Annotated in this window: 5 protein-coding genes, 1 tRNA gene and 1 pseudogene; 3 read left to right on the top strand and 4 right to left on the bottom strand. The window is 58.3% G+C overall.

Going from position 1 to position 13,729, the window contains the following annotated elements:
• The first annotated feature begins 37 nt into the window (after positions 1–37).
• From X728_RS153925 to X728_RS01000000166680, 3 genes and pseudogenes are all read left to right on the top strand, one after another.
• The gene (locus X728_RS153925) at positions 38–1,642 is read left to right on the top strand and encodes a recombinase family protein (RefSeq protein WP_023831463.1); all 1,605 of its coding nucleotides are present in this window, start codon (positions 38–40) and stop codon (positions 1,640–1,642) included.
• The gene (locus X728_RS1000000167790) at positions 1,636–2,478 is read left to right on the top strand and encodes a plasmid partitioning protein RepB C-terminal domain-containing protein (RefSeq protein WP_245266131.1); all 843 of its coding nucleotides are present in this window, start codon (positions 1,636–1,638) and stop codon (positions 2,476–2,478) included. The genes X728_RS153925 and X728_RS1000000167790 overlap by 7 nt, the downstream gene beginning before the upstream one ends.
• Positions 2,479–2,612: 134 nt before the next feature.
• Positions 2,613–3,885, top strand: a pseudogene (locus X728_RS01000000166680) (IS481 family transposase).
• A gap of 627 nt (positions 3,886–4,512) precedes the next feature.
• Here X728_RS01000000166680 and X728_RS153935 read toward each other — a convergent pair.
• The 4 genes from X728_RS153935 to X728_RS153960 all read right to left on the bottom strand — a co-directional run bounded on the left by X728_RS153935 (position 4,513) and on the right by X728_RS153960 (position 13,684).
• Positions 4,513–7,920, bottom strand: coding sequence for an adenylate/guanylate cyclase domain-containing protein (locus X728_RS153935; protein ID WP_023831461.1), 3,408 nt, complete (start codon positions 7,918–7,920; stop codon positions 4,513–4,515).
• A 335-nt stretch (positions 7,921–8,255) separates the two neighbouring features.
• Positions 8,256–9,260, bottom strand: coding sequence for an ABC transporter substrate-binding protein (locus tag X728_RS153940; RefSeq protein WP_081732385.1), 1,005 nt, complete (start codon positions 9,258–9,260; stop codon positions 8,256–8,258).
• The gene (locus tag X728_RS153945) at positions 9,257–12,028 is read right to left on the bottom strand and encodes an MFS transporter (protein WP_081732384.1); all 2,772 of its coding nucleotides are present in this window, start codon (positions 12,026–12,028) and stop codon (positions 9,257–9,259) included. Before X728_RS153945 ends, X728_RS153940 begins: the two co-directional genes overlap by 4 nt.
• Positions 12,029–13,607: 1,579 nt before the next feature.
• Positions 13,608–13,684: transfer RNA gene (locus tag X728_RS153960), tRNA-Met, on the bottom strand.
• Positions 13,685–13,729 lie beyond the last annotated feature (45 nt).

Genomic DNA, 13,729 nt, shown 5'->3' with positions numbered 1-13,729 from the left:
CTAATGGGACCGTAGGAAGCTGCCTAGTAGGTTTGGCATGCCCCAGGCAGACATTGCCTGGGCAACGGTCGAGAGTGTGGGGAAAGTGCCAAAGTTAGATGGCGGGAACCAGACTGTGCCTAGAGTTCGCGCCGCGCAGTACGTGCGGATGTCGACGGAACACCAGACCTACTCGATCGACAACCAAGCGGATGCCATTCGCGACTATGCCGATATCATGGCTTACGACATTGTCGCCACTTACGAGGACCTCGGTCGCAGCGGTTTAAACCTTGGAGGGCGTCCCGGTCTTCAGAAGCTGTTGGCCGATGTCGAAAGTGGGCGAGCCGATTTTGAGACGGTTGTGGTCTATGATGTAAGCCGTTGGGGGCGTTTTCAGAACATTGATGAAAGCGCAGCCTACGAATACCGATGCCAGATGGCCGGCGTGCGTATCGAATTTTGCGCCGAGCAATTCGCAAATGACGGCAGCATCGGGTCAGACGTCCTCAAAGCAATCAAACGGAGCATGGCTGCCGAGCAGAGCAGAATGCTCTCGCAAAAAGTCTTCATCGGCCAGGCGAGGTTGATCCGGCTGGGCTTCCGGCAGGGTGGGAAGGCCGGCTTTGGCCTGCGGCGCCTGCTTGTCGATCAACACGGCCGCTCAAAAGGCATCCTTTCATCCCGCGAATACAAGAGCCAGCAGACGGATCGAATAGTTCTGGTGCTCGGCCCGCCTGACGAGATTGCGACAGTGAAGTGGATCTTCAGTCACTTTGTCAGAACACGCAAGACAGAGCTGGAGATGGCAAGACTGCTCAACAAGCGCGGCGAACTCAGCGATTTGGGGCGACCATGGACGCGGGAATCCGTGCACTCGGTGCTGACCAACGAAAACTACATTGGCAACAGCATCTGGAACAAGCATTCGGCCCGGCTGAGAAGCCATCAAGTCCGCAATCCCCCGGAACAGTGGGTGCGGGTGGAAAACGTCCTGGAGCCGATCGTCGATCGCAAATTGTTCGACCGCGCGCAGATCGTCCTCAAGACCATCTATCGCCACATGACCAACGACGAGATGCTGGCCGCCCTTAGGGCACTTCTGGCTCGCCGTGGCGCCTTGTCGTTGGCCATGATCGACGCGGATCCCAGGTGCCCGCCGGCCCAACGCTACCAGTGGCGTTTTGGAACCATTGTCAAAGCCTATGAATTGATCGGATACGAGCCATCCAAAAACTACCGCTTCATTGGCGTGAACCGGCGCCTGGAATCAATGAGGCTGCAGGTTATCCGGGATCTTGTGGGCGCGATTAATAGGCAGGGCGGGGTTGCTGCCCATGACATGGCGATGGACCTCCTGCGGATAAACGAGGAGATCACGGTGGCGATTACAATGGGACGATGCAGGGTTTCCGGCTTCGGCTATCCACGCTGGTTTTCGAAGGCCGATAAACGGCCGCTACCCGACATTTTCGTCCTGATCCGTATGAATCCCGGCGACCTGACCATTCGGGACTATTTGATTGCGCCTGCCCATGAGATCGCGGGCAAATCGGAACTGCATGCCATCAATGGGATACCGCTGGACAGCTATATTTTTCCCACGCTCGACCCCATTATCAGGCTGGCAGAGCGAGAGCCTGTCGGGGGGGTGGCTTGGTAGTCAAGCGCTTAGCCAAGGACGCCGCCTACCGTGCGTTGGAAAACGGTGGCGACAGACATGCGAGCAATATTGTTGCTGGCGCATTAGGGTCCAAGAAGAGGCTTCGTTCACACGAATTTTTGGCGACCTACGATACGGAATGCAAACGCATGCGCGATTTCGTCACGCAAGCGGCAAAGTCTGAACAGAGCCTGGACCGGATCGTCGCGGCGCTCCACCTGATGATGCGCGACAAGCAATTTTGCGCCACACTGGTGTCCGAGGGCCTCGGGACAATGCCAAGGCTACTGGCACATAGGGTGCGTGGCGCGACCGGCGAGCCGCAAATGTTCTGCCCTGCCGGAAAACCCGCTTCCGAGACAGGCGAGAACCGGAAAGCCGTTAACGGGATTTGCCCTGATGTCCTCGACCTGCTTCGCGACGCGCCGGTGAAAACACAAATCTTCGGGTTGCTCCAGAAGGTGCTGCCAGCCAGGCAATTGGAGATTGCCCGGCTGATGGTGGCGATGGACCGGGTCAGGATCACCTACACGAGACTACTCGTCGCTCTGACACCTCAAGCCCTGCTGGCGGAGGGTTTTAATCTCTCAACCATCACCACACAGGCTGAAGACCAGCGCGGCGCGTTGGTGCTCGATGTCGGCGCGCTGAGCCTTGCGGTTCTCAGCGCCGCGGAACAGCATGGTCAGGTCGGCCTGGAGCTTGTCGCAGCCAACCGCTTTTTCGACCGGATGATGGATAATTCCAAAGTGGTGCGGTATCTCGCCCGGAACTTTCCGGGGCATTTTGAAGAGTTTCACAGCTTCTCGATGCCATGCCTCGAACAGGGGCGCTAGATGGTCGGACGTCAACTCCTATAGAAACCGATCGCCGTCACCGGGATGCAAACAACAGTGAGCGGCCCGAGACATAGGTGACGATTTGTACCGGACACATGGGTAACACTTTTGGCTTTTGGCCGGAGGTGTTGATGCCGTGGAAAGAGTGTTCGGTGATGGAGGAACGTCTTCGTTTTGTGGCTCGTCTTCTCGACGGGGAAGGCATGAGCGATGTGTGCCGCGAGTTCGGCATCTCGCGCAAGACCGGCTACAAGATCTTCAACCGCTACAAGGAGGACGGGCTGGATGCGCTCACCGACCGCTCGCGGCGGCCGGTGCGCTACGCCAACCAGCTTCCCGACCAGATCGAGCGGCTGATCGTGGAGAGCAAGCGGGAGAAGCCGCACTGGGGTGCCAGGAAGATACGCGAGCTGCTGGTGCGCAGGCTGGCCGGCGACGTCCGCATCCCGGCCAGGAGCACCGTTCATGCCGTGCTCGATCGCCACGGCCTTGTGAGCCAGGCCCGCAAGAGGAACCGAGCGAACAAGGCCGTGGGCACGCAACTGTCCCAGGCGGTTGTGCCCAACGATCTGTGGTGCGCCGACTTCAAGGGCGAGTTCAAGCTCGGCAACCGCCAATACTGTTACCCCCTGACGGTCACCGACCAGGCCTCGCGCTACCTGCTGGCCTGCGAAGNAGTTCAAGCTCGGCAACCGCCAATACTGTTACCCCCTGACGGTCACCGACCAGGCCTCGCGCTACCTGCTGGCCTGCGAAGCTCTTGAATCGACAAAGGAGGTTCCGGTCCTCGAGGCTTTCGTCCGGCTCTTCAAGGAACGCGGCCTGCCGGAAGCGATCAGAAGCGACAATGGCCTGCCCTTCGCCAGCCCCAACGGCCTTTACAACCTCTCGAAGCTGTCGGTCTTCTGGCTCAGGCTCGGCATCGCCGTCGAGCGCATCAAGCCCGGTCACCCGCAGCAGAACGGCCGCCATGAGCGCATGCACCGCACCCTGAAGCAGGAGACCACGCGGCCGCCGGGCATGAACGCCCTCCAGCAGCAGGCCCGGTTCGATGCTTTCATGAGCGAATTCAACGACGAGAGGCCCCACGAGGCGATCCAAATGAAAGTGCCAGCCGAGCTCTACAGAGCTTCTTCAAGAGCCTATCAAGGCCTCCCCGAGCTGGACTACCCCTTCCATGACAAGGACATTCTCGTCACCGCCTGCGGCCGCATCTGCATGCACAGGAAGAAGATCAACATCTCCACCGTGCTCGCCGGCCAAAGGCTCGGAATCACCGAAGTCGACGACGGCATTTGGCTCATCAGCTTCATGCACTATGATCTCGGATATATCGACCTGGAACAAAGGACCTTGCAAACCATCGACAACCCGTTCGGCACGAGGTTGTCACCCATGTCTTAGGTACAGAATGTTACCCATGTCTCCGGGCCGTACACAGAAAGAGCTGGTGCCCAGAGAGCGGATTCGAACCACCGACACGCGGATTTTCAGTCCGCTGCTCAGTCCAAAGAATCGTGCGCTTTTCCGCAGCCACAGGTAGACGCTCATTGCATCCATATCTGACTAAAGCGCTGGTGGGAGCGCTAAGTACTTCAAAAGTCTTGTACGCTCAGGGGGAATCGAATCCTTGTCACGGCAGTGAAAGGGCGAGGATTTTGCAGAGTTCGAGTCCGGGATAGGCATCCGCGGCGTCTCGGACGCGGCGCTGGCGAAGCCAACGACCCGCCCCGTTCCCTATTTACGTGCGAACGTCGGAAGCTGCCCGTCCGCATCCGGGCCTAATTCCTGACAGTCAGAGGCGGTCGTATGGCAAGTCAGATTTCTGACGAATTCCTGATTCAGTCTGGCCAGGCTTCGTGGCAGCTTTGCGCCTCAATCCAGTCATTCCTGAGGTCCCGTCCATTCATCAAAAGCGGACATCATTAATGCGCCGACCACTGGCAGGAATGCGCCTCATACCTGACCTTGAGAGTCAGCCATTCCCCACCCCTTTTGCGGAGATCTCAGTTTGGCACGGGAAACTGAGTTTCAGTTTTGGGTGGCAGCCCAATCGGTCTGCTCCTCGGACTGTTCGGTAGACGGGTTAGAATCTAGTGTTGTGCTACGCAGAATCCTGGCGGCCTCTCTGATGACCGCAGTTTCGAAGCCTTCGGTAACATCTCCGATCTGAAGCAGCTTCCGATGTTCGGGTCGGACCCCTTGGTCCGAGTTTGCCGAAATATTTACCAGTTCGGTTGCCGCACGAACTGCCAACCAGCGTGCGCGTTGTCTAATTGCGGTATCACAGGCGTTGGCCAGGAGCTCCATGCCTCGGTTCACGTCGGTCTTGGCAACTAAACAACCCTGAATACGCTCGACCTCGGCTTGCGCCCATCTCTCGTCCGTCTTGTCCATTACCTCCATGGCATTCGCGATCGCTTCGAGCCCCTCCTCGATCCGTCCATGCCGGAGGCAAATGTCCGCCATTGATGAATAGAAGTGCGGCAAGTGCAGCTCAGCGCCGGTGGAGCGCCATCGATTTACGCCCTCGCGCACCATGTTCAGCCCTTCGTCGGGCGTTTCGGCACCAATAGCCCACCCGAGAAGTGCGCGAGCACCCCCTGACCAGAATGCCAGCTTGCGCTCGTCAGCCAAGAACAGCATCCGCTCAGCGATCTGACGGCATTCGGCCGGCTCGTTGCGAAAGCGTCTGGCAACGCCGAGGTTCATCAGAGTGAACGCCAGATTGAGCGGATGATCGAGCCGCTCCGCAGTTGCTACTGCTGATACACAATTCGCCAGCCCGGTCTCGACCTTCGCCGCGAGCAGCTGTGCCAAGCCAAGGTAAGTGCGACAGATCGAAAGGGCGTCCTCTCCGTATTTCGCGACATCAAAATCTTTATCAGAAGTTGCCCAGGTATCGATGCCAGCCTGGGCTTCCCGTGCGGCGTCCTCAATCGCCCCGAGATATAGATAAGACGTGGCGAGGGCCCGATGCGCCAACGTGGTTTCCTCCGGATTTTCACCGAGCGAGGCGTCGACAAGGAGTTGCTGGGCTAAGTGTCGGCTCCGCTGCAATTCAGGCCGGTCAAGATAGAAGTTCCAAAGCGAACGCCGGACGAAAAAAAGGTTGGAGGTGCGGCCTGTTGATCTACAAAGCTCCTCGGCGCGAAGAAAGTTTGCTTCAACCTTCTCGGACGCATATCCGGCCGATGCGTTGAGGGGAACACCCATTTCAACCCGGACGTCGAGCTCAAGCTCATTTGTGTCGCCCGTTTTGGTTGCTGCCCTGAGGGCCTCCAGCGCAAGGGCGAAATGCGCGACTGCCTCTGGATTGGCGTATCGTGCCGCGGCCGCGCGCCCGGCTTGACGAAAGCATTCTGCTGCTTCGCGATATCGCCTTGCAGCCATGAGATGATGTGCAACCAATTCCGATTCGACATTCATTTCCGAAATGAGTTTATCGGCCAGCCTGCTGTGCATGTCCTGGCGCACCGTCTTCAGCATACTATGGTAGGCGGCGTCGCGAACGAGCGCGTGCTTGAATGTATATCGTGCGTCCGAGTCTCTGCCTCGGCGGAATACAAGTTCGGCCTCGACAAGCTTATCGAGAGCATCCTCCAAGGCAGCGGCGCTGAGCGGTGTCACCGACCGTAGGAGCTCGTAGCGGAACTCGCGGCCGATGCACGCGGCCGCTTGCGCGACTTCCTTGACTGGCTGCAACCGGTCAAGGCGAGCCATCAGCGAATCGTGCAACGTCAGCGGAATATCCAGATCTATGAGTCTGCCCTGATCATCGAACACGGTGGCACGATCGAAATCGTGGATTTCGAGAACGCTCTTTGTCAGCTCTTCAATGAAGAGCGGCACACCATCTGTCGTGGCGATTATCTTGTCTACAAGGATGGAAGGCAGTCGCTTTTCGCCAGCAAGCTTCTCGATTAAAGAGGTGGTCTGTTCACGGCCCAGTCGGTTAAGCGCCAGCTTCGTGACAATGGGATGCCCGCCAAACCCATGTTCGAAGGTCGGTCTCGTGGTCACCATCATCATGACCCGAGCGTTCTGAATCCGGTCGACACATTGATCCAAAAATTCGAGCGTAGTTGCATCGATCCAATGAATGTCCTCGACCACGAATAACAAAGGCTGCAGGGCGGCTGCATCAAGGACGTCGTTTAGCAAAGCATCAAGCGTGCGCGCTCGCAACTGCTGTGGGCTGAGACCCTCAAGAGCATCGCTTTGGGGGTTTGGGACATCAAGCATAGAAGCAAGAAACGGCAGCGACCGGCACTCTGGACCCCTCGCGCGCTCGAGAGCTCTTAGCTTCTCGCCGTCGCCGTCAGCTTCCGCAATCCCTATAGCATGGCGCAGCTGCTGGATTGCGGGATAGAGCGGCGTGCCCGAGTAGTAAGGTGAGCACTGATAGACGAGGCGAGCGTACCCCCCTCGTGAAACTACGTCTATCAAGGCCCGGGTGATCTTTGATTTGCCGATGCCCGCCTCGCCGCTGAGCAGCACGAGCTGACCTTCACCCCTCTTCGCTTGCTCCCAACGCTCAAGAGCAAGTCGAAGTTCGAGGTCTCTTCCAACCAAAATTTGAGGAGCACTGGATACCCGCGCGTCGTAGCGCGTCTCTACGGCCCGCTCCTGAAGGACCAGAAACGGCGACACCGGTCCCGAAATACCCTTGAGTTCGATGGAACTCAGCTTCTCAACCTCGAATACTCCCCCGAGCAGCCTTCTGGTGCTTTCTGACACCACCACACATCCCGGTTGGGCAAGCGCTTGCAGGCGCGCGGCCAGGTTCGGCGTGTCTCCGACGACCGCCTCTTCCTGAGCTGCCCCTTCGCCGATGAGATCGCCGACGACCACCAGCCCCGTGGCGATGCCGACGCGCGCGGCAAGCGGCTTGCCGCTGGGCGCTCTTAGACCAGCGGTTGCAGATGCAGCGGCCAGACCGGCAAGCACTGCACGTTCTGCATCGTCCTCATGCGCCCGGGGCCAGCCAAAATAGGCAAGCACGCCGTCGCCCATCAGCTTAGCAACGCTTCCCTCGTAGCGGGCGATCTCTCTCGACACGGCCTGTTGGTATGCGAGGATCACTTCGCGCATGTCTTCAGGGTCGAGTTGCTGCGACAGCTTAGTCGAGCCTGCGAGATCGACAAACATAACTGTCAGCTGCCGCCGCTCCACGCGCCGCACCACAGCTTGTTCGGTCGGCAGCTCCGGCGCGGTTGGTTTGGCAAGCGATGCAGCCGGTGGCGCCGCCCCCGTCTTTTCGGCGAGCGCGGCAATGGCGTCGAACAGCTTGCGCCGATGCCCTACAGACTTGACCCCCAGGGCCACCAGGTCCTCGCCCGTCAGCCTGGGAAGCATTGCGGCGTCGATGTCATTTTCGCGGAAGGCTTGGGCGTATTCACCCAGACCTAAGCTTACCACCCATGAAACTACATCCACGCCCTTTTTCTCCCGGCAGCCCCAATGGGGGCAGAGCAAGGATCATACCCCATGTCGACTGCAAGCGCTGTGCAGAGTTCATTTTGCAAAGTGAATAAGGCAGAACTTCGCAATGTCGAGCGCAGATGAGGGAGTGTGAGCGTCAAGTCACGACATGGCCTTGGGGGTTGAAGGTCCGCTGTCGTTCTTTCCTTGTCGCAAGCGGACCTACTGCTCCGGCCCAAAAACCGCCAGTCTGCAACGCGCCTCACCTCGGTTAACTGTGTCACTGCCTTTAAGCGGACATTGCCGGCGACCACGCTGGGCGTCGCGGGTGCGGCGATAGTCGCTTCGCGTCACTCCACCTTCTCAACGAATTGCAGGAACTCGACAGGTGGAAACAAGTTGAGTTTCTTAGCGACCTTCATGTTAACCACATAGGCGAACTTCTCCATGGCGACGACAGGCATGTCGCCAGGCTTGGCACCCTCCGCCAGGATCTTGGCCACCTGCTCGCCGGCCAGCTTGCCGACGTCGTAGTCGCGGGCGGCCACCGACATCAGGGCCCGGGATTCGCTGACCAGATGCTCATAGGGGCTGAGCACCGGTAGACCATTTGCCACGGCAGCATCGGTGAAGACGTCCGCATTCTTTTCAAGGAAGGTGCTCGAGCCCAAGTAGACGAATTGCACGCCGGCCGCCTTCAGCTGAGCGACAGCCTGGGGGAGCTTGGCTGGATCCGGAGTTCCATCGGCAAGCGCCGGCAGTGGCAATGCGTTGAATTTGAACTTCATCTTTTCCGACAAAGCTGTCAGTTCCTCCGTCTTTTTCACCGAGTTGGGCTCACTACGGTCGAACAGGAGGCCGAGATGATCGAAGCTCGGCAGGTAGCGCTTGATGCTCTTAATGTTGACGCTTTCGGGAACTCGGTTTCGGGTACCGGTCACATTGGCGCGGCCAGTCTTTTCGTAGCTTTCGATGATACCCGCACCGATCGGATCGGCTACCACGGTGAACACCACGGGGATGTCATTGAGAAGATCGCTGTTCTGCTGGTCTTTCAACGTGCCGACCATGCCTAGAGTAGTCTTGGTGCCCCAGGTGACCACCACGTCAGCCTTGCGCTCGCGTGCATCCTTGACAAAGTCGGGCAGCTTGCTCTTGTCCTGTGCCGCATCGTCGACGACGAAGCTGACATCAATTTTCTTTTCTTCAAGCGAGTCCTTGAGGCCCTTGCAGACATCCTCGCAGCCCAGCCACGTTATCATCACAACGGTCTTCTCCGCCGCCTCGACCCGAGGCGGAAGAACGAGGCAAGAAGCTAGCGCGGCCCCGGCCAACATAGGGTATGTCAATTTCATGCTTTCCTCCCTGCGATGATCGGCAAGCTGTGGCTTGCCACGTGGTAGATGAGATACGAGCCAACCCCGGCCAGCACCAAGATGGCGATGAAGCCCATTGCGGCGGAATAGCCAAAACTGCCAGCGACGCCGGCGATCGCGACAAGGCCCACAACGCTGCCAATTCGGTCCATGACCCTGACAGCGCCAAGGACCCTTTCCGAACCGATATGGGCCAGCCTTCCTTCCGCAAGTTCCATCACCGTGGCCGTCTGCGGCCCGCTCACCAGGCCGTAGCCAAGGCCGGTGCCGATTGCGGCAACGACCATTGTCCAGCCGTTGGTAACTGCCGCTGCTGCGAGCAGCGTCACTCCGCCAAGCAATGCTCCGGCGACAGTGATGCCCACTGCCGAGATCCTGCCGGCAGGCAGTCGCCCATACAGTGACCCTGACAGGATCACCATCAGAAAGTAGATCATCATCAGGCGTCCGGTATCGGCCGTGGAGGCGCCCAACGCGTTCATCTGCAGCGACAGGAGATAGGAGATGAAGACCTGATCGAGGATCGTTTGGGGCAAGATAATGCCAAACAGCAGGGTCGCGAACTGGCCATCAGCAATTGTTCCAAGCAACTGCCGCAGCTTAGAGCGGCCGCCCTGCTCGGTGAGCGCCGAAACGTGGGTGGGGCCAGGGAGCATGCGCAAGATCATCGCTGCGGAGATAACGATCAAGACGGCACAAACCAGAAATACGCTGCGCTCGCCCAGACGGTCGGCAACCACGCCCCCCAGTGCCGTTCCAGCATAGAAGCCGCCAAACATCGCTACGTGGAACAGCCCTAGCGCTTGGGCCCGCTGTTCCTTTGGGGCAGCGTCGATCACGTAGTCCTGGCAAGAGAGTGAAGCAAAAGCATAGCCAATGCCGCTGAACACACAGAAAAAGATAATTTCGAGCATATTGGTGGAAATGAAGAACCCAAAATTCGAGAGGGCCGCTGGGATGGAAGCAAACACGAACAGGTTGCGGTGCCCGAAGCGTTTCGCGAGCGGACGCGCATAGGGCGAACCGAAGACAATGGCTGTGAGATAGGCGGCGAGCGGCAAACTGATAACGATGCCTGGGTTGAGCCAAGTCAGCGGATTGTCGGCATCCCGGACATAAAGCGAAAAGAACGACAGTGGAAATGAGTCAGCCGCGGCGATGAGGAAAAGCGGAAGTCGCACATCGCCTAGACTGCAAAATCTCATGATGAGCGGCCGGCCAGCCGGTATAATGAAGTCCGGTTCCAGTTGCACGGCACGGGTGCCCTTGGGTAGCTCCTGGGCGGCTGCCATCATTGCCGCAAGCCGCTCAGCACGCAAGGAAAGGGCTTGGCCCAGCCTATCGACGGCGCTAATCCCGCTCACCAGGATGCGGTGGGAGAAATCGCCGGCCGCCTGAAGCTTCAGGATGTAGTCGAGGCGGGTCAACGGTCCGGTTAGCGAGTGATTGGTCATCAAGGAGACCAGTTCAACCGCCAACAGGATTGTCACCAGCGTCACCACCAGGAGGTCGAGAATGAGATCGCGGAATTCACGCGAAAGGTATCCCGCGTTCTTGATTACGACGACATTGGCCACCAGCTTGTTGTCGACGACGATCGGCACGACGGTCCCTGCCTGTAGCATCACCGACGTCGTGGTGGGCGGGCGGGTGCCCATCTCCAAAATGGGTCGGTTGGTGACCAGCGCGAAGTAGGAAATTTCTGGAAAGTCACGAAGCAGGGACGAGAAGAATTCGCGTCCACCGACCATCATATCGAGTGGCACACCCGCCTTAAGCGTGCGGGCAATAGCATCATTGGCAATGCTGCCAATAAGCCTCGTGCGCTTGTCGAGTTCGGGAGCAAAGGACTCATTGATGCTGCGGTAGGCGACAGTGCCGAGCGATACGGTGATCCCCAGCACCAGGACGGCTATGAGCGCCGTAAGCCGTCGCGACACCGTTACAGCCATGGGGCTATCGGGAACCGAGATGACGTCGGCACCCTGTGGCCCCGCAGGTGGAGCTTCCGCGCGCTCTGCCCCAATAAGCGCAGCAAGTTTTGTAGTTGCCAAACGGTATTTTGCGGTGCCTGCGGCGAGCGTCGCTCGAAAATCGGCAAAGTCGCCGGCAGTCAAAGTGCTGTCGTCTTCGGCATGGCTGGCGATGTCGTCGAGGGTGTGGATGGCCGGACGCAGACGATAGCGCAATGCGGCGTAAGCTAGGGTCGAGAATCCGGTCAGAAGCGCCAGCGCCGACAGCCAAATTTGCGAACTGATAAGGCGATTGTGGGTCCGCAATTCGTTCATCGGGTAGATAACTGCCAATGCAGCGGCCCGCTCGTCGTTCTCGTCCTTTATGGTGGCACCGCTGATCAGCGCGGTCGCAGTCTCAAGACCCCACTGGCTGTTGGAGCCCTCTTCCATCGCGCGACCCATTTGGCGCGCGCTAAATGGAACAGCAGCATCCGGAACAGAAAGGATAACTCCGCCGGCTGCATCAAGCAGAACAATGTTGGAAATCGTGGGATCGGTCTGCCAAGCCCGGTTCAGCAGCTCTTGGGCATTGCGCACCGTCGCCACCGTGAGACCAAGTTCCGAGACTGACCGGAAGGGGGTGGCGGTTGCCGCTGCAATGACCGAAAGTCGTTGCCGCACAAGCTGCGAATACACCGCCTCGTTTTGTAGCTTAACCAGCACCGCTAAGATAGTAACCACAATTGCCAGAACAACGGTCAACGCTAGCCATACGCGCACCAGAAATGTCATTTGTGCCCCTGCCGTTATCGCGGCCCTATGGCTGTTAACTATCCCTCGATTACTTCGTCGTGATGTCGTCTTGCTCGCTTTCGAGGCGGCGGGGATCGCCTCCAGGATTACTACTAGATGTTTGCCAGCTCGGCGCCCACGCGCCAGCGATCAAATTTGAAATCGGCCTGATCCCCAAGCTAGTTAACCATTAGCACGCCCTCCATTAGGAAGACAGCGGAGGGCTGGTTGCAAACCAGGGACCTCGGCCCCCGTTCCGGAAGCAAACGTCCGCATTGGTTCGATACTGTTGAAAAAGTCCGCGTCGCGGCTACCTACGGCATTTGCGTACCGTGGCGTTCCGAAAAGACCCCACAAGTGAATCCTGATTCCATGCAAGGCGTCAGGGTGGAACGGGATTCTATTATCGGTGGTGACTTCGCGGTGCGTCGGACTCTTCAACACAATCGGTCAGTTCACGTCGATGCATGGGGAGCGCCTGAACGTCCGCTTCTCACATTCCAGGCCTCGAAGCCGCAAGTCCGCAGTCGGCCCAATAACCGTACCGCCGCTGCCTCACGGTGGCGGGCCTTTTGTTAGCCCGCCTTATGCGCGTCTCGCCGAGGATCTTCCACAGCTGTGGAACGCATGTGTGATGTCGTCACGGCAAATCCCGATGTCGCTGAGCATGTCGTCTGGTGACTCGCTCAGCTCGTCCGTTGCCTTCAACTGCGCCTTCTGTTCGGCTCGATGCTGGAGCCAATCGGCAAGGGGACCAACTACGACAAGAGGAAGGTTCAGAAGCATAGGAAGGTTCACAAGCATCGGACTACTCCCTTCACCGCTGCAGGAAACTACACTTTGCAAGCTAGGCCGATGCGTCGATGCGTCTGTGACAAAATTCATAGATGCCTCATGGTGGCGGGCTTCCCGACATGAACCCAGTGAACGTGTCGGTGTCGACAATTCGTAGCTTCATCTCTTCGGTGTAGATCCGCCTCCCAAACCTCCCAAACCAGCCAAACCATCCCTGTAGTAAATGCGAAACGGGAATTGAGCGGCATGCTTCCAGAATCCTGCCACTGGACCTTGGGTCATGCCAAATGAACAAGAAACATGGGTCCCATTGTGAAGCACTGGGATCAGGTCTTTGGTAGCAAAGCAGGATAGCCAATCCTTCCTTCGCTCATCGGTGGCGCCACCTCCGAAGCGGCTGCCAGGGCTGCCGGATCTGCCACCTCAAACCAAACATCCCGAGCCGGGATAGATCCTGAATTGAGCACCACAAGGTTGAAGTAGAGACCTGTGTTGTCACCGTGATGGGTTCTGACCATCGCAGTGACGAGTGGGCGAAACTGCCGCCTCCAGAAATGAAGTGAGAGCCCGAGGGCAATCACCGTGGCGACGAGTGCCCCCACGTTAACCCAGTCTGTGACCAAATCATCCCCTCCCATGTCGCATTCCATGTCGCACGGACTGGCGGATAGTCGCAGGAAACCGTTGGAAATCAACGGTAGCCAGTTGCAACATGGCGTGACACGAAATCAGCCGCCCTGATGCATTTTATGGCACCTAAGCAACTGATTTTATTGATTAAATTTGGTAGCGGGAGAGGGACTTGAACCCCCGACCCCAGGATTATGATTCCCGTGCTCTAACCAACTGAGCTACCCCGCCAGGGCGGCGAAAGGCCCGAAATCGCCTTAAATCGAAAGGCATTTC

Origin of the sequence: Mesorhizobium sp. L103C119B0 (genome assembly GCF_000502235.1) — a bacterium.
Taxonomy (GTDB): Bacteria; Pseudomonadota; Alphaproteobacteria; order Rhizobiales; family Rhizobiaceae; genus Mesorhizobium.
This window is presented reverse-complemented; position numbering and strand designations above follow the sequence as displayed.

Bases quoted from the DNA above. Each gene is read 5' to 3' on its own strand.
- X728_RS153940 (WP_081732385.1), bottom strand. From the start codon at position 9,260: ATGAAATTGACATACCCTATGTTGGCCGGGGCCGCGCTAGCTTCTTGC.
- X728_RS153945 (WP_081732384.1), bottom strand. From the start codon at position 12,028: ATGACATTTCTGGTGCGCGTATGGCTAGCGTTGACCGTTGTTCTGGCA.
- X728_RS153925 (WP_023831463.1), top strand. From the start codon at position 38: ATGCCCCAGGCAGACATTGCCTGGGCAACGGTCGAGAGTGTGGGGAAA.